This is a genomic window from Streptomyces sp. NPDC015130 (genome assembly GCF_043080005.1).
GTDB lineage: Bacteria > Actinomycetota > Actinomycetes > Streptomycetales > Streptomycetaceae > Streptomyces.
This window is the reverse complement of sequence record NZ_JBIBVC010000001.1, coordinates 186,947-207,696: the sequence shown is the minus strand read 5'-3', so window position 1 is coordinate 207,696 and position 20,750 is coordinate 186,947. Positions and strand designations below refer to the sequence as shown.

Genomic DNA, 20,750 nt, shown 5'->3' with positions numbered 1-20,750 from the left:
GTCCATGACGACATCCTTCGAAGCCTTGTTGCCCGGTACCGAGCGTTCCCTGCTGCACCGCGTGGCGGTCGCCCAGGCCGAGGGCCGCGCGCCCTCGTTCGTGGGGGCGGTGGTCCGTGACGGAGCGATGGTGTGGAGCGGTTCGCGCAGCTGTGTGGACGGGCACGCGCCGGACGCCGACACGCAGTTCAGGATCGGCTCCCTCACGAAGGTGTTCACCGCGGTGCTGGTGGTGCGCCTGAGGGATGAGGGGCTGCTCGACCTCGACGATCCGCTGGAGCGCCACCTCAAGGGGACGGGCGTCGGCGAGGTGACGATCGCTCAGCTCCTCGGCCACAGCGGGGGGCTCGCGGCGGAGACGCCCGGACAGTGGTGGGAGAGGTCCTCCGCCGCGCTGCGGCCGGAGCTCTCCGACGTGCTGGGGGAGCGGCCTTCCCTCCGGACCCCGGGGCGCGGTTTCCACTACTCCAACCCCGGCTACACGCTGCTCGGTTCGCTCGTCGAGGAGGTGCGGGGGGTCTCGTGGGCGGAGGCGCTGCGGACGGAGATCCTGGAGCCCCTGGGGATGGGCCGTACGACGCTCGACCCGGTCGCCCCGCACGCGGGCGGCTGGGCGGTGCACCCCTGGGCCGACGTGATGCTTCCCGAACCGTCCGAGGACCTGGGGCTGATGGCGCCGGCCGGTCAACTGTGGTCGACGGCGGCGGACCTCGCCCGGTTCGCCGTGTTCCTCGCGGCAGGCGACGAGCGGGTCCTGGCGGCGGCCTCCGTGCAGGAGATGCGGGCCCCGGCGTCCCCCGCAGGCGAGGGGGACTGGGAGGGGAGCTACGGGCTCGGGCTCCAGCTGCTGCGCCGGGACGGCCGGACGCTGATCGGGCACACCGGCTCGCTGCCGGGCTTCGTCGCCTGCCTCTGGGTGAGCGTCGAGGACGGACTGGCGGCTATCGCCCTCGCCAATGCCACCTCCGGGCCGCTGACGGCCGCCGTGGCGGCCGATCTCGTGCGGATCGTGGCGGACGCCGAGCCGAGGTTCCCGGAGCCCTGGCGCCCCCTTCCGGCGGCGGAGGTCGACGAGGAGCTGCTCTCCCTGACGGGGCCCTGGTACTGGGGCACCTACTCCTACGGGCTCCGGCTCGGGCCCGAGCGCTCCGTGGTGCTGGAGCCGCTGCGGGGAGCCGGGCGGCGGGCGAGCTTCCGTGCGCTGCCCGAGGGCGGCTGGGTCGGGCTCAACGGCTACTACGCGGGGGAGACGCTTCGCGTGGTGCGGCGCCCCGACGGCAGCGTGAGCCATCTCGACCTGGCGTCCTTCGTCTTCACCCGGGAGCCGTACGAGCCGGGGGCCGCGGTGCCGGGCGGTGTGGACGAGGCGGGCTGGCGCGGCCTCTGAGCCGTCCGGCCCTGGCCTCCGTGCCCGCTGTCACCTCGTGTTTCACGTGAAACAGCGCGCCGGGTCGTCGCCCGGCGCGCTGCCCGGCAGAGGGAGTCTCAGAGGTTCTTCTTGAAGCCCACGTGGGAGGCCTCGAAGCCGAGCCGCTCGTAGAAGCGGCGGGCGTCGGTGCGCGTGACGTCGGAGGTCAGCTGAACCAGCCCGCAGCCCTGGCGGCCGGACTCCTCGACGGCCCACTCGATGAGCTGGGTGCCGAGTCCGCTGCCGCGCTCGTCCGCGTGGATACGGACGCCTTCGATGATCGAGCGGGTGGTGCCCTTGCGGGAGAGACCGGGGATCACGGTCAGCTGGAGGGTCCCGACGATCTTCTCCGCGCGGACCGCCACGACGACGTGCTGGTGGGGATCGTTCGCGAGGCGCTCGAAGGCGGTGAGGTACGGGGAGAGGTCGTCGGGGGACTCGCGCTGCGCACCCAGCGGGTCATCGGCGAGCATCGCGACGATGGCCTGGAGATCGGCTGCGACGGCGGGGCGTATCTCAAGATCGCTCATGCCCCGCAGCGTACGCATGCTCTTCCCGGGCCGCCGCTCGTCTCCCGGCTCAGACGGTGACGTCCACGCCCTCGACGACCCGGACCAGCGGGGCCAGCTCTGGGTTGTTCGCGGCTTCGTCGAGGGCTTCGCGCAGGGCGCCGTCGTTGGTGGGACGGGCCTCTTCGAGGAGCTTCTGGCCGGCTTCGGTCACATCGGTGTAGATGCCCCGCCGGTCGGTGGCGCAGAGGTACCGGGTGAGCAGACCGCGGTCCTCGAGCCGGGTGACGAGCCGGGTGGTGGCGCTCTGGCTCAGCACGACGGCGTCGGCGACCTGCTTCATCTGGAGGTGGCCGCCCGGGCCGCTGTGCTGGCGGCTGAGGACGTCGAGGAGGGAGTACTCGCGGACGCTCAGACCGTGCCGGGACTCCAGGGCGCGCTCGATGTGCGACTCGATCCGGCCGTGGAGCAGGGAGAGGGCGCACCAGCGCTGAGCGAGCGCGGTCAGTGCGGGGTCCGTCGCGGTCATGGTCTCTCCTCGGTCTCCTCGGCGCCGGAGCGGCTCACGAACCAGGGTAGACGATGGCGCGCAATAATGCGCGTCTGCAAGTAAATCTTCCCGGGGTGCTCCTCGGTCCGGCTCCGTCACCCGATCCGGCTCCGTCGCCCAGTCCAACTCCGTCGCCCGGTCCCGACCGGCCGCCCGGTCCGGCTCAGCCGGCCGCGACGGTCAGGGGAGCGAAGCGTCGGCGCCAGTCGCCGGGGAGGTCCGGGAGGGAGCGGACCATCACGGCATTGGTGGCGATCGACTCGATGCCGTTCTCCTTCGCCCAGCTCAGCAGCGTCGTGTGCCGCACGTCGACGTCCGTGCGCAGCGGTCGGTCCGTGGCGGCGGCCAGCGAGGCGATCAGGGCCTGGGCCGTGGCCGGATCCTTGGCGATCAGCGGCCCCACGACATGCGTGTCCATGTTGGGCCACGCCGCCGCGAAGCCGGTGATCTCGCCGTTCTCCTCCGCGACCCGCAGATGGTCGGCGAACGCCGGCAGTCGCGTGAGGATGTGCGTGCGGTCGAGGCCGAAGACCTCGTGGTCCAGGCGCAGGACGGCCGGGAGGTCCTCCGCGGTCGCCGGGCGGACGGGAACGCCCGGGGCGGGCGTGGTGAAGCTGAACCGCCCACGGATCATCTCGGACCGGCTCGTCTCGACGAACCCGAGCTGCTCGTACAGGGGCTGTCCGTTGGGCGTGGCGTACAGGGTGAGCGGGGTGTCGCCGGCCTCGGCCAGGACGTGCTGCATGAGCCGGCGTCCCACGCCTTGACGGGCGTACGACTCGGCGACGAGCACCATGCCGATGGCCGCGAGCTCGGGGCCGTACGAGGTGACCACGCAGCCCGTGACGAGCCCCGTGCCGGAGGGGTCGTCGATGCCGTACCCGGTGCCCGCGGTCAGCAGGTGGCCCCACTTGTGCTCCTCACGCGGCCACCCCCTGTTCTCGGAGAGGTCGGCGCAGCTGAGGAGGTCGTCCGTGGTGAGGCGCCGGATGGGGAGCTGAGCGAGAGCTGAGGGGGAAGTCGGCATGCCTTTCAGGCTGTCCGAAACGCTGATCGGTCGTCCACCGGTTTATGCGATCCAGCCGATTACCCGGGGAGGCGTTGATTCCGACCTGCGGGATACGGACGATGTTTCACGTGAAACCGAGTGAATCCATGGAATCCCGACACGGCAGACTGCACCTCTTCGACCTCGACGGCACGCTGATCAGGGGTTCGGCCGCGGCCGTGGAGATCTCTCGGCAATTGGGGCTCCTGGAGGAGATCACCGCGCTGGAGGAGGGATTCCTTCGGGGGCTCACTCCGGACGAGTTCGCTGTGCGGGCCCGTGACCTCTGGGCCGCACTCACCCCCGAGCAGGTCGATGCCGCCTTCGCGGGTGCGCCGTGGCTGACGGGCATTCGCGAGGTCTGGGCCGACATCACAGCCCGGGGTGAGCGCTGTGCCGTCATCTCCCTCTCGCCCGATTTCTTCGTCGAGCGCCTGCTCGACTGGGGTGTCGACACGGTGCACGGCTCCCGCTGGCCGGCCGTCCCCTTCACGGAGCCGATCCATCGGCCCGGCATCCTCGACGCGGCGGCGAAGGTGCGGATCGCCCGGGAGCTCTGCACGGAGTACGGGGTGGGCTGGGCCGACTGCGTGGCCTACGGGGACTCGATGTCCGACGCCGAGCTCTTCGCGATCGTGCGGGACACCGTGGCCGTGAACGCGGACCATCACCTCACCGGAATCTCCCGCCACAGCTATGCCGGAGGAGATCTGCGCGAGGCCTACGACCTGGTCCAAAAGCGCGCAGCTTAGCCAGAAACCCTGCCCTATGACCCGAGAACACCGCTTTCTGTCCGAAGCGGTGCCAGGAACGGTCATGCTGCGAGCACGGAAGCCGGCCAGCGCGAGGCGAGGCACATGATGGATGCTCCGACCACCACGAAGGACGGGACGGAGGCCCGAATACCCGGAGAGGCCTCCCCCGACGCGGTTCTCGTCCGCCGCACGCTGGCGGAGATCGCCCCCGTCGCCGACCAGGTGACCTCGTACTTCTACGCCCTGCTCTTCGTCCGGAACCCCGAGCTGCGCGAGATGTTCCCCGCGGCCATGGACACCCAGCGGGACCGGCTCCTGAAGGCCCTCCTGACGGCGGCCGAGCACATGGACGACACACCCGTCCTCACCGCGTACCTGGAGAACCTCGGCCGAGGCCATCGCAAGTACGGCACCCGGGCCACCCACTACCCGGCTGTCGGCGAGGCCCTCATCGGAGCGCTCGTCCGATACGCCACCGCAGCCTGGAACGCGGAGACCGAGGCGGCCTGGGTCCGCACCTACACGACGATCTCCCAGATCATGATCGACGCCGCGGCGGAGAACGAGGAACACGCGCCCGCCTGGTGGCAGGCCGAGGTGGTGTCCCACGATCTCCGCACCCCCGACGTCGCCGTCGTCACGCTCCGCCCCGACCAGCCGTACCCCTTCCTCGCGGGGCAGTACACGACGCTGGAGACCCCCTGGTGGCCGAGGATCTGGCGTCACTACTCCTTCGCCTCCGCACCCCGGCCCGACGGACTGCTCTCCCTCCACGTGAAGGCGGTCCCGGCCGGCTGGGTGTCGAACGCGCTGGTCCACCGGGCGCGCCCCGGGGACGTGCTGCGCCTCGGCTCGCCGGCCGGCTCCATGACGGTCGACCACTCCACCGACCGCGGACTGCTCTGTCTGGGCGGAGGCACCGGGATAGCGCCGATCAGGGCCCTGGTCGAGGACGTGGCCGAGCACGGCGACCGCCGGACGGTCGACGTCTTCTACGGGGCGCGCAGCGGCCACGAGCTCTACGACATCGACACGATGCTGCGCCTCCAGAAGACCTTCCCCTGGCTCTCCGTCCACCCGGTCACCGAGGAGCAGGGCCGGCTCCCGGACGCAGTCTGCCGCTACGGGCCCTGGGAGGAGCGCGACGCCTACCTCTCGGGCCCGCTCGGCATGGTCCGCCGCGGGGTCGACGCCCTGCGGGGAGCGGGGGTGGCGTCGGACCGCATCCGGCACGACTTCCTGGCGGAAATCACCCCCGAGAGCGCGGATCAGCCCAGGTCGGGGGCGTGCATGGCGCGGACCCCCTCGATGTTGCCGTCGAGGTAGTGGCGCAGGGAGAGGGGGACGAGGTGGACGGCGGCGATGCCGACCCGGCTGAACGGCACCCGGACGATCTCGTACTCGCCGATGGGCTCGTCGATCTCGGGGCCGTGCCGGAGAGTGGGGTCCATGGAGCCGAGCCGGCACACGAAGAAGTGCTGGACCTTCACCCCGGAGACCCCGCCGTCGACGATGTGCTCGATGGTGTCGACGAAGCAGGGCACCACGTCGGTGATCTTGGCGCCGAGCTCCTCGTGCACCTCGCGGTGCAGGGCCTCGACGACCGTGGAGTCGGTGGGTTCGACGCCGCCACCGGGCGTGACCCAGTAGGGATCCATCCCCGGCTTGGTGCGTTTGATGAGGACGAGGTCGTCCCCGTCGAGCAGGATGGCGCGTGCGGTGCGCTTGATCACGGGCCGTTCGGTCATGGGAAGAAAATGGCCCGTCCGCGGTGTCCTGAAACTCACCAGTCCGTCGCGGCCCGCGACAGACCCTCGTGGGCCCGTGCGATGTGCGAGAGCGCCAGGGTCCCGGTCCGCACGACGAGGAAGTACGTCCGCAGCGGAGGCACCGGAGGGTCGAGCAGCGCGACGAGCCGCCCCTGCTCCAGAGCCTCCTCGCACAGATAGCGCGGCAGGACGGCAAGACCGGCGCCCGAGGCCGCCGAGTCCCGTACGGCCCGGAGGTCGGGGGCGATCACCGTCGCGGCCGCCGCGGGCTTGCTCTCGAAGACGGCGGCCCAGTAGCGGGAGACGAACGGCAGCGACTCGTGCACCTCGACGACCGGGAGCTGCTCCAGGACCACCGCCCCCTTGCGGAGCAGCACCTCGGGGCCGAGCCGGGCCGCCCAGCGCGGGGCCGCGACCAGCACGTGCTCCTCGTCGCAGAGAGGGGTGGCCACGAAGAGACCGCCACGCGGGCGGGCGGTGGTCAGGGCCAGATCGTGGTGGCCGGCAGCGAGGCCGTCGAGGATCTCCTCCGCGTTCCCGAGGAAGGTCGCCCGCACGGCGAGCCCCTGGCCGACCAGCGGGGTGAGCGCGGGCAGCGCGCGGAGCGCGGTGAACTCCGGGGGCCCCGCGACATGGAGGGTGCGGACGCCGGTCTCCTCGTCGAGGCCGGTCTCGGCGATCTCGACCAGGGCGTCGAGATGGGGTGCCGCGCGGTGCGCGAGCTCGTCGCCGATCGTGGTCGGTGTGACCCCGCGCGCCTGTCTGAGGAAGAGCGGCCGGCCCAGCTGCCGCTCCAGGGTCCTGATCTGGCTGGTGACGGCGGGCTGGGAGAGACCCAGGAGCGCGGCGGCGCGGGTGAAGGAACCGGCCCGGTGCACCGTGACGAACGTGCGCAGCAGGGCCAGATCCATGTCCGCCCCCTCCCGGCCGTGCGGCCGTTCGACTCAGGCGGTCGGCTGACTGCGCCTCAGGACCGTCCAACTATAAATAAGTCGATAGGTCTCTGTCGCTACCGTGATTGGACACTGACGCACAGTCAACTAGCCTTGTTCAGGCGGTTTCCGCGCAGGAATCCGAGGGCGTTCCGAGCCACGAGGGGGGAGGTTCGGAACGCCCCGTTCCTTGCGCCCGGCGCAGGCCGGGCGGCCTCCGGGACTCAGCCCGCGGCTCCGGCCTCGTCGAGGGCGCGCAGGACGTCGGCGATCAGATCCTCCGGATCCTCGGCTCCGACGGAGAAGCGGACGAAGCCCTCCGCGACCGCGTCCCCGCCCCACCGCCCGCGCCGCTCCGCCGTGGAGCGCACACCGCCGAAGCTGGTCGCGTCGTCCACGAGCCGCAGTCCTTCGAGGAACCGCTCGGCCCGCTTCCGGTCCGCCAGTTCGAAGGAGACCACCGGGCCGAAGCGCCGCATCTGCCGGGACGCCACCGCGTGCGAGGGGTCGCCCGGAAGCCCGGGGTAGCGCAGTCCGGTCACGTCCTCGCGCTCGACGAGCGCGTGTGCGAGGGACAGGGCGGTGGAGCACTGGCGGTCGATCCGCAGCTGGAGGGTGGCCAGCGAACGGTGGGCGAGCCAGGCCTCCATGGGGCCGGGGATCGCGCCGACGATCTTGCGCCAGCGCCGTACCTCCGCGGCCCGCTGCGGATCCCGGCAGCTCACGTGCCCGAGCAGGACGTCGCCGTGCCCGGTCATGCCCTTGGTGTCACTGGCGACGGAGAAGTCCGCGCCGAGCTCCAGGGGCCGCTGGCCGAGCGGGGTGGCGAGGGTGTTGTCGACGGCGACGAGCGCTCCGGCGGCGTGCGCCTCGCGCACCATGCGCCGGATGTCGCAGACGTCGAGCCCGGGGTTGGAGGGGGTCTCGATCCAGAGCAGCCGGGCGCCTTCGAGGACGGCGAGCTGTCCGTCGCCGCCGGTCGGGGCGGTGCGGACCTCGACGCCGTACGCCCTCAGCTGCTCGTGCAGCAGCGGCAGTGCCTGGTAGCCGTCCACCGGGAGCACCACCGCGTCGCCGGCCTTCAGCTGGGAGAGGAGGACGGCGGAGATCGCGGCCATGCCGGAGGCGAAGACAAGCGTCTCGACGTCCTGCTCCCCCGGCGCCTCCAGCTCGCCGATCGCCCGTTCCAGATGGGTCCACGTCGGGTTCTCGTCGCGGCCGTACGCGTAGCCGCCCGTCGGCTCGCCCGGCAGGTGGAAGTGGGCGGCGAAGACGGGGCCCGGCAGGGTCGGTTCGTACTTCACGGGCTCGGGGAGCCCGGCCCGCACGGCGAGGGTGCCGTCCCCGAGCGCGGCGGCCGTCCGCCGGCCGGGGTCGCTTGCCTGGTCTGTCACGCTGTCTGTTCCTCCAGTTCCGCACGTACGGCCGCGAGCAGTCCACCGCTCGCGGCCTCCACCATCTCCAGGCACTCCTCGAAGCCCTCCCGGCCCCCGTAGTACGGGTCGGGGACGTCGAGCGCGGCCCCCGCGGCCGGGTCGTAGGAGCGCAGCAGCCGTATCCGCGCCGCTTCCTCCGGGGTGCGGGCGAGTGCCCGGAGCTCCCGCAGGTGCCCTTCGTCCAGGGCGATCACCAGGTCCAGGGCGGAGAACCAGGAGGCCCGGAACCGGCGTGCCGCGTGTGCGGAGGTGTAGCCGTTCTCCTCCAGGACGGCGACCGTGCGCGGATCGGCACCGTCGCCCTCGTGCCAGCCGCCGGTCCCCGCGCTGTCGACCTCCACCGCCCCGCCGAGGCCGGCCTCCTCCACCCGACGGCGAAAGACGTGCTCGGCCATCGGCGAGCGGCAGATGTTGCCCGTGCAGACGAAGCACACGCGATAGGTCACGGTCGCCCGCTCAGTCTTCGTCGGGGAGCACGAGGTTCAGTGCCCACGAGACGATGGAGATGATCAGGCCGCCGCGGATGGCGGTCCAGAAGCCCTCCACGTGGAAGCTGAGGTCGAACAGATCGGCCAGCCAGGACGTGAGGAGCAGCATCAGGGCGTTGATCACCAGGGTGATCAGGCCGAGCGTCAGGATGAAGAGCGGCAGTGTCAGCAATTTGACGATCGGCTTGACCAAGACGTTCACCAGGCCGAAGACCAGAGCGACGAGAATGAGGGTCAGGGCCTTCTTGCCGGTGCTCTCACCGGTCAGGGTGATGTCCTGGAGCACCCAGATGGCGACTCCCAGGGCGCCCGCGTTGGCGAGCGTCTTGACTACGAAATTCTTCATGTGTGTGATCGTGGCAGACATGATCGGGCCAAGGGCAGGGGCTGACAGGCGATGAAGGCATTCCGGCTGGACGAACTGGAGGCGGAGCGCGCCGCCAACCAGGGCGCCTACCTCCAGTTCCTGCGGGAGCGGAACATGTCGGTGGGCCTGTACGCGCTGGACGCCGGGGAGCTCGACTCCCAGCAGCCGCACGGCCAGGACGAGGTGTACTTCGTGGTCAGCGGCCGCGCGGCGATCACGGTCGGGGAGGAGACGACCCAGGTGGCGCGCGGCAGCGTGGTCTACGTGCCGGCCGGGATGCCCCACAAGTTCCACCACATCAGCGAGGACCTGCGGGTCCTGGTGGTCTTCTCCCCGCCGGAGGGCTGAACCCCTAGGCGGGGACCGCGACCCCCTAAGGGGCGGATCAGGGGAGAGCAGGGGCCCCGCGGCCCCCTCGGAGCGCTTTCCGCCCCTAGCCTTGAGGGTGTTCGGCGCGGAGTGCGCGGGACGGACTTTCGAGAGCGAGGTAGGGACCATGGCCGTACAGGAGATTCTCGCGGGGATGCCCTGGTGGGTGAAGTGGGTCGCCATACCCGCTCTCGTCCTGGTCGTCTTCGGCGGAATGATCACCAGCGTCCTCACCTTCGTGGTCGCGCTGCTGTTCAAGGTGCTGCTCTTCGTGGCGCTCGTCGCCGGACTCGTCTACGTCGTGCGGAAGTTCAAGGGCTCCGGCGGATCGCGCGAGGACTGGTAGCACGAGCCGCTGCACCACAGGGAACCGACGACGGGCATTAGCCCGGGCGGGGGACGCGCGGGTTGAATCCGGGCGGGGCCCCAAGGGCTGCCACTAGAGTGGAATCCCTCCGCCGTGTTGGGGACTACGGGCGTAGACCTCGTGCTGACCAGCGGTTTCCCAGGCCCGGCGGGCGCGCGGGGGCGGCCCCCGCGGGCGGATGCACAGCATCCGTCGTCACGCCTGGGGGTGACCTTTGGCCACGGCTACGCAGACAGCTGCACCTACGTTGATCGGCTCGGTGCAGCGGGCGCTGAGACTTCTGGAGGCCGTGTCGTCCCATGCGGACGGTGCCCCGGCCAAACAGCTCGCCCGTGAGACGGGCCTCCCGCTGCCCACCACGTACCACCTGCTCCGCACCCTGACGCACGAGGGCTATCTACGCCGCGAGAAGGGTGTGTTCGTCCTTGGCGACGCCGCCGTCCGACTGGCCGGCGGCGGAGCTGTGCAGAATCGTCGCATCAAGATCGAAGACTCCCTTGCCCGCTGGCGGGACGAGATCGGTGTGCCGGTGTACTTCGCCCTCTACCGCGAGGGCGAGATCGAGCTCGTCGCCGTCGCGGACACCCCTTCGGCCCCCGCGGTGGAGGAGTGGGCCGACTTCCGTGAGACCGCACACGCGCACGCCATCGGGCAGTGCCTGCTGAGTCAACTCGATCTGAAGGCCCGTCAAGACCACCTCGACCGCCATCCGGTGGAAGCCATCACTCCGTACACGGTGCGTAACCGCCATGTCCTTTTGGATCGTTTGGGCGGTTTGGGGCGAATGGAGCCCCTGGTGGAGCGTCAGGAATATGCACTCGGCACGGTATGCGCCGCCATTCCCATCACGGCGGGCTCCGCGGCGGCCGCGATGGCCATTTCCCTCCCCCTTCACCAGGAAGAACGGTTGCTCCCAGCAGTCGAGCGGCTACGCACGGAGATCGGAAGGCTCTTCAGTTCCCTCGCGTTCTCTATCAGTATCTGAAAAATCACTCCTTGTGATCTGCTAGTGCGTACAGCACGATTGCGTCAAGAGGGCCACGGGGGATCATTCCTGGCCGTTTCGGTCACAGCTTTCAGCAGCTGTGTTTACACAACTGCTTCATCTACTGCGGGGTACATGATGCGAGAGTCGGTTCAGGCCGAGGTTCTGATGAGCTTCCTCGTTTCCGAGGAGCTCTGCTTCAAGATCCCAGTCGAGCTGCGCTACGAGACGCGGGATCCTTACGCGGTCCGTATGACCTTTCACCTCCCCGGAGACGCGCCCGTGACCTGGGCGTTCGGTAGGGAACTGCTGCTCGACGGGATCAACAGGCCGAGCGGGGACGGGGACGTGCACATTGCCCCGACGGACCCCGAGGGGCTCTCGGACGTCTCCATCCGCCTCCAGGTCGGCGGCGACCGCGCCCTGTTCCGGGCCAGCGCTCCGCCGCTGGTCGCCTTCCTCGACCGCACGGACAAGCTTGTTCCGCTTGGTCAGGAACGGACACTCGGTGACTTCGAGGACAATCTGGAGGCGGCACTCGGCCGGATCCTCGCGGAGGAGAACGCCGGCTGAGCCTCCGGGCCCGTGGGGCCCGGTGCCCACCCGGGATCCCTACTTCGCGCGGCGGCGCCGACCGCCCCGTACCGCCGCCCGGGGCTGCCCGGCGACGTCGGCCGCCGGCCGGTCGGCGGAGACGACCAGTGCCGCGAGGACCGTGGTGACCGGCACCGAGGCGACCAGACCGATCGAGCCGACCAGCGTGCGGACGATCTCCTCCGCGACCAGCTCGCTGTTGGCCACCGTCCCCATGCTGCTCTGCGCGATCGAGAAGAGCAGCAGCAACGGCAGGGCCGCGCCCGCGTAGGCGAGGACCAGGGTGTTCACGACCGAGGCGATGTGGTCGCGGCCGATCCGGATCCCGGCCCGGTACAGCGCGCGCGGCCCCATGCGGGGGTCGGCCTGGTGCAGTTCCCAGACCGCGGAGGTCTGGGTCACCGTCACGTCGTCGAGCACGCCGAGCGAACCGATGATGATGCCGGCGAGCAGCAGACCGGACATGTCGATCTCCGGGTACAGGCCGTGGATCAGGCCGGTGTTGTCGTCGGTGTTGCCCGTGAGCGAGGCCCAGCCGATGAAGAGCGAGCCGAGCAGGCCGATCAGCAACAGCGAGATCAGCGTGCCGAGCACCGCGACCGACGTGCGGGCCGAGAGTCCGTGGCACATGTAGAGCGCGATCAGCATGATCGCGCTCGACCCGACCACCGCCACGACCAGCGGATTCGAACCCTCCAGGATCGCCGGCAGGATGAAGAAGGTCAGCACCAGGAAGCTCGCGACGAGCGAGATGAGCGCCATCACGCCCTTCATCCGGCCCACGACCACGACCGCGACGGCGAAGATCCCGGCGAGCAGTGTCAGGGGGAGCTTCCGGTTCACGTCCGTCACGGAGTACTGCAGGTCGCGCGGGGCGTCGGGGGCGTACGCCACCACCACGCCCTGCCCCTCGTGCAGTTGGCGCGGCGCGTCGGGCTGCACGATCTCGGTGAACGTACGCCCCTGCTCCGGGCCGCTCGTGACCTCGATCGTCGCCTTCTCGCACTGCCCCTGCTCGGCGTTGACCGCCTCGCGCCCCTGCGGCGTCGAGGTGTCCCCGGTCGGCGGGACCTGGGCGGCGTTCACGTCCTTGCAGTCGACCTGCTCGACGGAGACGACCGTGCCCTGCTCGGTCTGCCGGTCGAAGCCGACCCCGGTGCGCTCGTGCGGCGGGGTGCCGCCCGGCCACAGGACCACGAGGCCGACCAGGACCGCGGTGGCGAAGGGGATCAGGACCGCGGCGATGACCTTGCGCAGATGCTGGGAGACGGGGGCGGCGGGGCCGTGGCTGTGGCTGTGCCCGTGGCCGTGACCGCTCGCGTGTCCGTGCCCGTGTCCGTGTTCTGCCGCTTGTGCGTGCCCGTGGCCGGCTGGGTGTCCCCGTCCCTGTCCCTGCCCCTGTCCGTGGTCGGGACCGGGGTCGTGGCTGTGCGGCTCGGGGGGCTGCTGGGGGGAAGTCACCGACCGATCATCGCAAGAACGGTGGGGGCCCACTGTTCAGCACGCCAGGGATGGCGCTAGCGTGGTGACACCTTTGCACACGCGGGAGCTCGGAGCACCGGGCTGAGAGGGCGCTGATCACCGTACGCACGTACGGGAGGAGGCTGCGCCGACCGCCGAACCTGTTACCGGGTAATGCCGGCGTAGGGAGATCGGTCTCATGACCATTCAGGATGCACGCACGCCTGCCTCCGACCAGGACGGCCGCGCGCCGGGCTGGCACAAGGGCTACGTCGAGGGTTCGCGCCCCGACCTCCGGGTCCCGGTCCGCCAGGTGCACCTCACCAACGGCAAGGACGTGACGCTGTACGACACGTCCGGTCCGTACACCGACCCCACCATCGACACCGATGTACGGCGCGGGCTCGCGCCGTTGCGCGAGAACTGGATCATCGCGCGCGGCGACACCGAGGAGTACGCGGGCCGTCCCGTGCGCCCCGAGGACGACGGCATCAAGCACACCTCGCCGCGCGGCGGCGGGCTGAAGAACCTCGACGCCGTCTTCCCCGGCCGCCCGCGCCTGCCGCGCCGCGGCCGGGACGGCCAGGCGGTGACGCAGCTCGCGTACGCCCGCCGGGGCGAGATCACCCCGGAGATGGAGTACGTCGCGATCCGGGAGAACGTCTCCCCCGAGGTCGTGCGGGAGGAGATCGCCGCGGGCCGCGCGGTGCTCCCGGCGAACGTGAACCACCCGGAGATCGAGCCGATGATCATCGGCAAGCGGTTCCTGGTGAAGGTCAACGCCAACATCGGCAACTCCGCCGTCACCTCCTCCATCGAGGAGGAGGTGGAGAAGATGACCTGGGCGACCAAGTGGGGCGCGGACACGGTCATGGACCTGTCCACCGGCCGCAACATCCACACCACCCGCGAGTGGGTGCTGCGCAACTCCCCCGTGCCGATCGGCACCGTGCCGCTCTACCAGGCCCTGGAGAAGGTCGACGGGAAGGCCGAGGAGCTGACCTGGGAGATCTACAAGGACACGGTCATCGAGCAGGCCGAGCAGGGCGTCGACTACATGACGGTGCACGCCGGCGTACTCCTGCCGTACGTGCCGCTCACCGCGCGCCGCAAGACCGGCATCGTCTCGCGCGGCGGCTCGATCATGGCCGCCTGGTGTCTCGCGCACCACAAGGAGAACTTCCTCTACACGAACTTCGAGGAGCTCTGCGAGATCCTGGCGGCGTACGACGTCACGTACTCGCTCGGCGACGGCCTGCGCCCCGGCTCGATCGCGGACGCCAACGACGAGGCGCAGTTCGCGGAGCTGCGGACGCTCGGCGAGCTGAACACGATCGCCAAGCGGCACAACGTGCAGACGATGATCGAGGGCCCGGGCCACGTCCCGATGCACAAGATCAAGGAGAACATCGACCTCCAGCAGGAGATCTGCGAGGAGGCGCCGTTCTACACCCTCGGCCCGCTGACGACGGACGTGGCCCCCGCCTACGACCACATCACCTCCGGCATCGGCGCGGCGATGATCGCCTGGTGGGGCACGGCCATGCTCTGCTACGTCACGCCCAAGGAGCACCTGGGCCTGCCCAACAAGGACGACGTGAAGACGGGCGTCATCACGTACAAGATCGCCGCCCACGCGGCGGACCTCGCCAAGGGGCACCCGGGCGCGCAGGAGTGGGACGACGCGCTCTCGGACGCGCGGTTCGAGTTCCGCTGGGAGGACCAGTTCAACCTGGCGCTCGACCCGGTCACGGCACGTGAGTTCCACGACGAGACGCTGCCGGCCGAGCCGGCGAAGACCGCGCACTTCTGCTCGATGTGCGGTCCGAAGTTCTGCTCGATGAAGATCTCGCAGGACATCCGGCGTGAGCACGGTGGCACGCAGCAGGAGATCGAGGCCGGAATGGCGGAGAAGTCGAAGGAGTTCGCGGAGAGCGGCAACCGCGTCTACCTGCCGCTGGCGGACTGACCGCGTCGGCATCCGAGCAGGCAACGGCCCGCGACCCACGGGGGAGTCGCGGGCCGTTGCCGTGCGCGGGGGGCTGCGCCTGTACGAGGCGGCCGCCGGTGTCCGGTGGACGTGCCGTCCTCAGGCCGAGGTGTCGTCGTCCTGGGCCGTGGCCGCGAGGGCGGCGCGGAGGAACGGGACGACGCCTCGTTCGAGCAGGGCGAGGCGCCAGGCTTCCCGCGCGCGGGACAGCTCGTCGTCCGCCGAGGCGGCCGGCGCACCGGCGGTGACCGTCGCGGTCGGGCTGTTGCGCAGGGCGGTACGGAGGATTCCCGCCGCCGCGCAGAGCAGCCCGGCAGCGGCGACCGCGCCGAAGACCAGCCCGGCCGTCAGCAGCGTCGCGCCGAAGACCACGGTGGGCGCGATCGCGTGCAGGAGCGCGCCGACCAGCAGGAAGATGAAGGCGGCCGACCCGGAGAGCACGGGCACCATGACGGTGAAGATCGCGACGATCCCCGCGCCGGAGCCGTCCTGCTGGTCGGGTATGCGGGTGGCGACCGCGATGCGGCCCTGCTCGCGGACCTTGACGAAGTGGTCGTACTCGCTCGACGCCGCGGTGGTGATCAGCGCTGTCGCGTTCAGGGCCATGGAGCGCAGTTGCCCCACCGTGAGCCGGGTCCCTACTCCGGCGAGATCCGGACGTGCGTGGGCGGTGCTCAGTGCGTCGTCGAGGACCCGCTCGTACTCGGCGCGGTCCTCGGTCAGCAGGTACGGAGCCACGTTCATGTGCATCCCCCGATGCTCCGCGGGCCCGGATCAGCCGTGGACCACGGCCGGCCGGGCAGAAACGGAGGAGAGCCTGCTACGGATGGTCCGATGGTATTGCGGTGACACCACGTGCTGACAGGGTGTTTCCGGAAATCGACTTCCCCGGATGCGCAGGGTTATGCGTCAGCCGTTCAGGGGGAGTTCGCGGACCAGCAGCTTTCCGGCCATGGTCACACCGCCGTCCATGGCGATCGCGAGCCCGTCCGCATAGACGTGGGGTCCGTCGATGACCGGGCCGCCGCTGCCCTCGCTCTCCTCCGTGCCGACCTGGCCCAGGAGGTACGGGATGGGGCTGTGGCCGTGCACGATCCGGCTGCCGCCGTAGGTGGAGAGGAGCTCCTGGACGGCCTGCGGGCCGCCCTCGTCACGGAACGCGAAGCGCTTCGTGAACTTGCGGAACACGTCCCAGACCTCGTCGGCGTCGCTGCGGGTGAGGATCTCGTGGACCGTCTCGTTGACGTCCTCGATGGTCTCGCCGTATTCGAGGTACGCGGTGGTGTCGGAGTGCAGGAGGAGGTGGTCGTCCTCCAGGACCACGGCGTCGAGCCGGGACATCCACTGGAGGTGGACGTCCTGGAGCCGGTCCATGTCGTGCTTCTGGCCGCCGTTGAGCAGCCAGGCGGCCTGGAAGGTGGCCGTGCCCGCGCCGGAGTTGACCGGCGTGTCGCCGAAGCGCTTGGCGCCGATCAGCAGCAGCTCGTGGTTGCCCATGAGGGCCTTGCAGTAGCCGCCGGCGGCGGCGGCCTCGGCGGAGAGCCGCATGACGAGGTCGATGACGCCGATGCCGTCGGGACCGCGGTCGGTGAAGTCGCCGAGGAACCACAGCCGGGCGTTGCCCGCGGCCCAGCCGCCGTTCTCGTCGACGAGGCCTTGGGCGCGCAGCGCCTCGACGAGTTCGTCGAGGTAGCCGTGGACGTCGCCGACGACGTAGAGGGGGCCGGGGCCGTCGCCGGTCGTGGCGGCGGGCTCGGGCGCGGGGGCGGCGTCGGGGGCGACGTGGACCTGGACGGTGTCGCCGCGGTTGATGACCGGGAGGTCGCGCTCGGTCGGCGTGTAGCCCTCGGGAAGGTCGCCCTCGGGGAAGGCGCTGCCGGGGTGGCCGGTGGCGACCGAGACGATGGAGGAGCCGGTCGTGCTGGTCGTGGGGGCCGCACCGGTGAACGCGGGCGCGACGCGGCGGCCCAGGAGGAGGGTCGGGTCGGCGGGCGCGGGTGCGTGGGTTGGCGCGGGTGCGTGGGTGGGCGCGGGCGCGTCGGCGGCGGGCGCGGACGGGGGCGCGCCGACGACGGAGAGCGAGCCGCTCGGTGCCGCCTCGACGGTCCGCGCGGGCGCGGCGGCCGGCATCGGCGGTGCGGGAGGGGCAGGTGGAGCGGGCGGTGCAGGAGGTGCAGGCGGTGTCTCGACCGGGACGTGGGCCGCAGCCTCGGCCGGGGCCTGGCGCGGCGCCTCGGCCGGTGCCCGGTGGGGCGCCTCGGCCGGTGGGAGGTGTTCGGCCGTCGGCTCGGCGGCATGGCCCTGTACGGGCACCCGGGCGTACGGCGGTACGCGGAAGTCGCGCAATGTCGCCGTGCGCACCACGGGCTCCTGCCCGGCCCCCTGAGTCATGGACCCCTCCACCACCGTCGCGATGCCCTGCACATGGTGGACCGGCCTGGTCGGGGCGGCCCACGATGTCGTCCGCCCATCATAGGAATGAGGGTCCTCCTGTGTGACGCACCAGGGGTGGTGAATCCGGGTCCACTCCGGGTTCACCGGTTGTTTCGCCCGAATTGAGAAGGTCCAGTCCAGGGTTGAAGCCGGTACGGTGCTCGGTTTGGCCGCCCCGGCCCACGGGCAGGGGCGCGGGGGCGGCGTGTTTCGGTGAGCCTCGGTCAGTCCTTCGCAGGTGAGCGCGGCGGGCTGACGGTGGTGCGCGGCGAGCGCCGCTGTGAAGAGGTACGGACGATGAGTTCGGTCGGTATCACCTGCTCGACCGGACCGTCCGTATCGATCCCCTCGATGGCGTCGATGAGGAGCTGGACGACGGCCGTGCCGATCCTGCGTGGTTTGAGCGAGAGCGTCGTGATGGGCGGTTCGGTGGTGGCGTAGACGGTGGACTCGCTGCAGCAGACCAGCAGCAGGTCCTCCGGGACACGCAGTCCGTAGCGGCGCGCGGCCGCGAGGAGGTCGGTTCCGTTGGGGTCGAAGAGGCCGTACACGGCGTCCGGTCGGTCCGGGCGGGCGAGCAGCCGGTCGGCCGCGACGGCGCCCGCGCACGGATCGTGCGCCGGATAGGCCTCGTAGACCGGGTCCTGGCCGACCCGCTCGCACCAGTTGAGGTACGCGGTGGTGGACAGGCGGGTGTACGTGTCGGTGGTGGTTCCGGTGAGGAGGCCGATGCGGCGGGCGCCGGCGTCGGCGAGGTGGTCGAGCAGATCGAGGACGGCGGCTTCGTGGTCGTTGTCGACCCAGGCGGTGACCGGAAGGGTGCCGGCGGGGCGTCCGTCGGAGACGACGGGGAGGCCCTGCCGGACCAGTTCGGTGACGACCGGGTCATGGTCGGAGGGGTCGATGACGACGGTTCCGTCGAGGGCGACGTTCGACCAGACGTCATGGCGGGAGGTGGCGGGGAGGATGACCAGGGCGTAGCCCCGGGCGAGTGCCGCCGATGTGGCTGCTCTGGCCATCTCCGCGAAGTATGCGAATTCGGTGAAGGTGAAAGGTTCATCCCCGTACGTGGTCACGGTCAGGCCGATGAGTCCCGACTTGCCCGTACGAAGCGTGCGGGCCGCCGCGGATGGGCGGTAGCCCAGCCGGTCGGCGACCTCGCGGACGTGGCGGCGGGTGGCGTCCGGGAGTCGGCCCTTGCCGTTGAGCGCGTCGGAGACAGTCGTGATGGAGACCCCGGCGGCGGCGGCCACGTCCCGGATGCCTGCCCGGCCCTGCCGGCTTCCCCGGGTCTGTGCCCGGCTCACCTGGTGCTTCCCTGCTGCTGTCATGGCGAGCCGATAGTAGGGCGATGAGGGGCGGTCGGGACGGTCGCATATGCAGGCATTGACAGGCACGTTTCTGCATGATCAAAAACGCTCAACAGGCATGTAATCGAAGGTTGTTGTAGGTCTTTGCATGCGACCTAGGGTTGCGGAACGCCGTAAGCCTGGCGAAGGGGCGAGGTCTCGAAGAGGTCTCAACTCACCTCTACGGGGGATGCGCGCCACGGCGCCCGCCACCAGCGCGCGCCACCCGAGCGCGCGCTCCCCCTCTCTCCACAGCGTGTCCCTCCTGTTGTCCACAGGCCATTCGCAGCGGAGGCGAATCCTCATAAGGTGAGGAGTATTGGCGGTACGGACGGTCGAGGAGGCCACACTGTGAGCGAGACCAGCGGGACGAGCACCGGCAGCCCCAAGCTGCGCGCCGAGCTGGACGGTGTCCCCACCTACAAGCCGGGCAAGCCGGCCGCCACGGGCGGTCCCGTGGCCTTCAAGCTCTCGTCGAACGAGAACCCCTATCCGCCGCTGCCCGGGGTCATGGAGAGCACGCTGGCTGCCGCCGCGAACTTCAACCGCTACCCGGACATGGCCTGCACCGGCCTGATGCAGGAGCTCGCCGACCGCTTCGGGGTGCCCGTCTCGCACATCGCGACGGGCACGGGCTCGGTCGGGGTCGCGCAGTCGCTGCTCCAGGCCACCTCGGGCCCGGGCGACGAGGTGATCTACGCCTGGCGCTCCTTCGAGGCGTACCCGATCATCACGCAGATCAGCGGCGCCACCTCGGTGCAGGTGCCGCTGACCGAGGGCGAGGTGCACGACCTCGACGCGATGGCCGCGGCGATCACCGACCGGACCCGACTGATCTTCGTCTGCAACCCCAACAACCCCACGGGCACCGCGGTCCGCCGTGCCGAGCTGGAGCGCTTCCTCGACCGGGTGCCCTCCGATGTCCTGGTCGTGATCGACGAGGCGTACCGCGAGTTCGTCCGCGACACCGACATTCCGGACGGCATCGAGCTCTACCGCGACCGGCCGAACGTCGCCGTGCTGCGCACGTTCTCCAAGGCGTACGGCCTGGCGGGGCTGCGGGTGGGCTTCGCGGTGGCCCACGAGCCGGTGGCGGCGGCGCTGCGCAAGACGGCGGTCCCGTTCGGGGTGAGCCAGCTGGCGCAGGACGCGGCCGTGGCTTCGCTGCGGGCCGAGGACGAACTGCTCGGCCGGGTCGGCTCGTTGGTGGCCGAGCGCGAGCGGGTCCACGCGGGGCTCGTGGCCCAGGGCTGGACCGTGGCGGACACCCAGGCGAACTTCGTCTGGCTGCGGCTCGGTGAGCGGACGCTGGAGTTCGCGGCGGAGTGCGAGCGGCACGGCGTGATGGTGCGGCCGTTCGCGGGTGAGGGCGTGCGCGTCACGATCGGTGAGACCGAGGCGAACGACCTGTTCCTGAAGGCGGCGGAGGGCTTCCGCAACACGCCCTAGTCCACGGGCTCCACGCGGATCGGGTCGCCGTCCCTGACGGTGGCCAGGATCCGCGGGTCGCCGTCCAGCGCGCCCAGGAGGTTGCAGGGGCTCGCGAGCCGGCACTCGTCCCCGCGGGAGATCGGCGTCGGGCCGTAGGGGAGGGCGAGTGCGTCGCCGTCCGTCCAGAAGGCCACCGTGCCGGGCTCGACGACCTGGCGCGCGTCGTCCTCGACGGGGACGGAGACCGGAGTGTCGAAGTAGACCTCCTCTCCCCAGGTCCGGGCGGTGGAGGAGATCGGGAGGGCCCTCGCGAGCGCCGTGCTCGTGGGGGTCTCCTCAAGGGTGGCCGTGGTGTGTCCGGCCGGCCAGACGATGCGTATCCGAAGGGTCATGCCCCGGATTCAACAATATGTTGAAGGTCCTGGGAAGAGGTGACCTTCGGTAGAGGGACCCCGACTGAAGGTACGGATTTCGTATGAGCCATAATGCTTGTGAATGTGAACGCGTTC

Annotated in this window: 22 protein-coding genes and 1 riboswitch; of the genes, 9 read left to right on the top strand and 13 right to left on the bottom strand. The window is 70.7% G+C overall.

Translation table 11 applies throughout. The features are described 5' to 3' along the window. Positions 1-4 precede the first annotated feature (4 nt). The gene (locus ACF08F_RS01000) at positions 5-1,387 is read left to right on the top strand and encodes a serine hydrolase domain-containing protein (protein ID WP_392296390.1); all 1,383 of its coding nucleotides are present in this window, start codon (positions 5-7) and stop codon (positions 1,385-1,387) included. 98 nt (positions 1,388-1,485) lie between these two features. Here the strand turns inward: ACF08F_RS01000 and ACF08F_RS00995 are convergent, their stop codons facing one another. The 3 genes from ACF08F_RS00995 to ACF08F_RS00985 form a co-directional block, all read right to left on the bottom strand. Beyond that, positions 1,486-1,938, bottom strand: coding sequence for a GNAT family N-acetyltransferase (locus tag ACF08F_RS00995; protein ID WP_392296389.1), 453 nt, complete (start codon positions 1,936-1,938; stop codon positions 1,486-1,488). A 49-nt stretch (positions 1,939-1,987) separates the two neighbouring features. Further along, positions 1,988-2,446, bottom strand: a complete 459-nt coding sequence (locus tag ACF08F_RS00990; protein WP_392296388.1) for a MarR family winged helix-turn-helix transcriptional regulator — start codon at positions 2,444-2,446, stop codon at positions 1,988-1,990. 184 nt (positions 2,447-2,630) lie between these two features. Next, positions 2,631-3,494 (bottom strand): GNAT family N-acetyltransferase, encoded by an 864-nt coding sequence (locus tag ACF08F_RS00985; protein ID WP_392296387.1) that lies wholly within the window; start codon positions 3,492-3,494, stop codon positions 2,631-2,633. A gap of 101 nt (positions 3,495-3,595) precedes the next feature. Between ACF08F_RS00985 and ACF08F_RS00980 the strand changes: the two genes are divergently transcribed. Further along, positions 3,596-4,267 carry an HAD family hydrolase gene (locus ACF08F_RS00980; protein ID WP_392296386.1) on the top strand — a complete coding sequence of 224 codons (672 nt, stop codon included), beginning with the start codon at positions 3,596-3,598 and terminating at the stop codon, positions 4,265-4,267. 108 nt (positions 4,268-4,375) lie between these two features. Continuing rightward, on the top strand, positions 4,376-5,596 hold the full coding sequence (locus ACF08F_RS00975) for a globin domain-containing protein (RefSeq protein WP_392296791.1): 1,221 nt from the start codon (positions 4,376-4,378) through the stop codon (positions 5,594-5,596). On the opposite strand, the gene ACF08F_RS00970 is transcribed toward ACF08F_RS00975, so the two are convergent. The 5 genes from ACF08F_RS00970 to ACF08F_RS00950 all read right to left on the bottom strand — a co-directional run bounded on the left by ACF08F_RS00970 (position 5,539) and on the right by ACF08F_RS00950 (position 9,241). Then, positions 5,539-6,018: an NUDIX domain-containing protein gene (locus tag ACF08F_RS00970; protein WP_392296385.1), complete on the bottom strand. Its 480-nt coding sequence runs from the start codon at positions 6,016-6,018 to the stop codon at positions 5,539-5,541. The genes ACF08F_RS00975 and ACF08F_RS00970 overlap by 58 nt on opposite strands. Positions 6,019-6,053: 35 nt before the next feature. After that, positions 6,054-6,950 carry a LysR family transcriptional regulator gene (locus tag ACF08F_RS00965; protein ID WP_392296384.1) on the bottom strand — a complete coding sequence of 299 codons (897 nt, stop codon included), beginning with the start codon at positions 6,948-6,950 and terminating at the stop codon, positions 6,054-6,056. 245 nt (positions 6,951-7,195) lie between these two features. After that, entirely contained in the window at positions 7,196-8,365 is a 1,170-nt protein-coding gene (locus ACF08F_RS00960; RefSeq protein ID WP_392296383.1) for a cystathionine gamma-lyase, read from the bottom strand. After that, entirely contained in the window at positions 8,362-8,853 is a 492-nt protein-coding gene (locus tag ACF08F_RS00955) for a low molecular weight protein-tyrosine-phosphatase (protein ID WP_392296382.1), read from the bottom strand. The genes ACF08F_RS00960 and ACF08F_RS00955 overlap by 4 nt, the downstream gene beginning before the upstream one ends. Before the next feature lie 10 nt (positions 8,854-8,863). After that, positions 8,864-9,241 carry a phage holin family protein gene (locus ACF08F_RS00950; RefSeq protein ID WP_392296381.1) on the bottom strand — a complete coding sequence of 126 codons (378 nt, stop codon included), beginning with the start codon at positions 9,239-9,241 and terminating at the stop codon, positions 8,864-8,866. 51 nt (positions 9,242-9,292) lie between these two features. Here ACF08F_RS00950 and ACF08F_RS00945 point away from each other — a divergent pair, with 51 nt between their 5' ends. The 4 genes from ACF08F_RS00945 to ACF08F_RS00930 all read left to right on the top strand — a co-directional run bounded on the left by ACF08F_RS00945 (position 9,293) and on the right by ACF08F_RS00930 (position 11,556). Further along, positions 9,293-9,610: a cupin domain-containing protein gene (locus ACF08F_RS00945; protein ID WP_392296380.1), complete on the top strand. Its 318-nt coding sequence runs from the start codon at positions 9,293-9,295 to the stop codon at positions 9,608-9,610. A 148-nt stretch (positions 9,611-9,758) separates the two neighbouring features. Further along, the gene (locus tag ACF08F_RS00940) at positions 9,759-9,977 is read left to right on the top strand and encodes a DUF5326 family protein (protein ID WP_392296379.1); all 219 of its coding nucleotides are present in this window, start codon (positions 9,759-9,761) and stop codon (positions 9,975-9,977) included. A 235-nt stretch (positions 9,978-10,212) separates the two neighbouring features. After that, positions 10,213-10,983 (top strand): IclR family transcriptional regulator, encoded by a 771-nt coding sequence (locus ACF08F_RS00935; protein ID WP_376316592.1) that lies wholly within the window; start codon positions 10,213-10,215, stop codon positions 10,981-10,983. 138 nt (positions 10,984-11,121) lie between these two features. Beyond that, positions 11,122-11,556 carry an SsgA family sporulation/cell division regulator gene (locus tag ACF08F_RS00930; RefSeq protein WP_024760447.1) on the top strand — a complete coding sequence of 145 codons (435 nt, stop codon included), beginning with the start codon at positions 11,122-11,124 and terminating at the stop codon, positions 11,554-11,556. Positions 11,557-11,595: 39 nt separating this feature from the next. On the opposite strand, the gene ACF08F_RS00925 is transcribed toward ACF08F_RS00930, so the two are convergent. Further along, positions 11,596-13,038, bottom strand: coding sequence for a YibE/F family protein (locus tag ACF08F_RS00925; RefSeq protein ID WP_392296378.1), 1,443 nt, complete (start codon positions 13,036-13,038; stop codon positions 11,596-11,598). A 71-nt stretch (positions 13,039-13,109) separates the two neighbouring features. Next, positions 13,110-13,244: riboswitch (TPP riboswitch) on the top strand. On the opposite strand from ACF08F_RS00925, the gene thiC reads away from it, so the two are divergent. Then, positions 13,238-15,007 (top strand): phosphomethylpyrimidine synthase ThiC, encoded by a 1,770-nt coding sequence (gene thiC / locus ACF08F_RS00920; RefSeq protein WP_392296377.1) that lies wholly within the window; start codon positions 13,238-13,240, stop codon positions 15,005-15,007. Its footprint overlaps the riboswitch before it by 7 nt. 120 nt (positions 15,008-15,127) lie before the next feature. Here the strand turns inward: thiC and ACF08F_RS00915 are convergent, their stop codons facing one another. The 3 genes from ACF08F_RS00915 to ACF08F_RS00905 form a co-directional block, all read right to left on the bottom strand. Next, a complete protein-coding gene (locus tag ACF08F_RS00915; protein WP_392296376.1) occupies positions 15,128-15,778 on the bottom strand; it encodes a hypothetical protein in 651 nt (216 codons plus the stop codon). Between the two features lie 159 nt (positions 15,779-15,937). Beyond that, the gene (locus ACF08F_RS00910; RefSeq protein WP_392296375.1) at positions 15,938-17,419 is read right to left on the bottom strand and encodes a metallophosphoesterase family protein; all 1,482 of its coding nucleotides are present in this window, start codon (positions 17,417-17,419) and stop codon (positions 15,938-15,940) included. A gap of 266 nt (positions 17,420-17,685) precedes the next feature. After that, positions 17,686-18,792 (bottom strand): LacI family DNA-binding transcriptional regulator, encoded by a 1,107-nt coding sequence (locus ACF08F_RS00905; RefSeq protein WP_055642419.1) that lies wholly within the window; start codon positions 18,790-18,792, stop codon positions 17,686-17,688. 369 nt (positions 18,793-19,161) lie between these two features. Between ACF08F_RS00905 and hisC the strand changes: the two genes are divergently transcribed. After that, the gene (gene hisC / locus ACF08F_RS00900) at positions 19,162-20,259 is read left to right on the top strand and encodes a histidinol-phosphate transaminase (protein ID WP_392296374.1); all 1,098 of its coding nucleotides are present in this window, start codon (positions 19,162-19,164) and stop codon (positions 20,257-20,259) included. Here hisC and ACF08F_RS00895 read toward each other — a convergent pair. Next, a complete protein-coding gene (locus tag ACF08F_RS00895) occupies positions 20,256-20,633 on the bottom strand; it encodes a cyclophilin-like fold protein (RefSeq protein WP_392296373.1) in 378 nt (125 codons plus the stop codon). The two genes, hisC and ACF08F_RS00895, sit on opposite strands and share 4 nt — an antisense overlap. Between the last annotated feature and the right edge of the window lie 117 nt (positions 20,634-20,750).

Coding starts and splice junctions, on each gene's coding strand:
- ACF08F_RS00965 (WP_392296384.1), bottom strand. CDS start 6,950: ATGGATCTGGCCCTGCTGCGCACGTTCGTCACGGTGCACCGGGCCGGT.
- ACF08F_RS00915 (WP_392296376.1), bottom strand. CDS start 15,778: ATGCACATGAACGTGGCTCCGTACCTGCTGACCGAGGACCGCGCCGAG.
- ACF08F_RS00995 (WP_392296389.1), bottom strand. CDS start 1,938: ATGAGCGATCTTGAGATACGCCCCGCCGTCGCAGCCGATCTCCAGGCC.
- ACF08F_RS01000 (WP_392296390.1), top strand. CDS start 5: ATGACGACATCCTTCGAAGCCTTGTTGCCCGGTACCGAGCGTTCCCTG.
- ACF08F_RS00950 (WP_392296381.1), bottom strand. CDS start 9,241: ATGAAGAATTTCGTAGTCAAGACGCTCGCCAACGCGGGCGCCCTGGGA.
- ACF08F_RS00945 (WP_392296380.1), top strand. CDS start 9,293: ATGAAGGCATTCCGGCTGGACGAACTGGAGGCGGAGCGCGCCGCCAAC.
- ACF08F_RS00940 (WP_392296379.1), top strand. CDS start 9,759: ATGGCCGTACAGGAGATTCTCGCGGGGATGCCCTGGTGGGTGAAGTGG.
- ACF08F_RS00975 (WP_392296791.1), top strand. CDS start 4,376: ATGGATGCTCCGACCACCACGAAGGACGGGACGGAGGCCCGAATACCC.
- ACF08F_RS00910 (WP_392296375.1), bottom strand. CDS start 17,419: ATGACTCAGGGGGCCGGGCAGGAGCCCGTGGTGCGCACGGCGACATTG.
- ACF08F_RS00970 (WP_392296385.1), bottom strand. CDS start 6,018: ATGACCGAACGGCCCGTGATCAAGCGCACCGCACGCGCCATCCTGCTC.
- ACF08F_RS00985 (WP_392296387.1), bottom strand. CDS start 3,494: ATGCCGACTTCCCCCTCAGCTCTCGCTCAGCTCCCCATCCGGCGCCTC.
- ACF08F_RS00895 (WP_392296373.1), bottom strand. CDS start 20,633: ATGACCCTTCGGATACGCATCGTCTGGCCGGCCGGACACACCACGGCC.
- ACF08F_RS00990 (WP_392296388.1), bottom strand. CDS start 2,446: ATGACCGCGACGGACCCCGCACTGACCGCGCTCGCTCAGCGCTGGTGC.
- ACF08F_RS00930 (WP_024760447.1), top strand. CDS start 11,122: ATGCGAGAGTCGGTTCAGGCCGAGGTTCTGATGAGCTTCCTCGTTTCC.
- ACF08F_RS00905 (WP_055642419.1), bottom strand. CDS start 18,792: ATGACAGCAGCAGGGAAGCACCAGGTGAGCCGGGCACAGACCCGGGGA.
- thiC (WP_392296377.1), top strand. CDS start 13,238: ATGACCATTCAGGATGCACGCACGCCTGCCTCCGACCAGGACGGCCGC.
- ACF08F_RS00980 (WP_392296386.1), top strand. CDS start 3,596: ATGTTTCACGTGAAACCGAGTGAATCCATGGAATCCCGACACGGCAGA.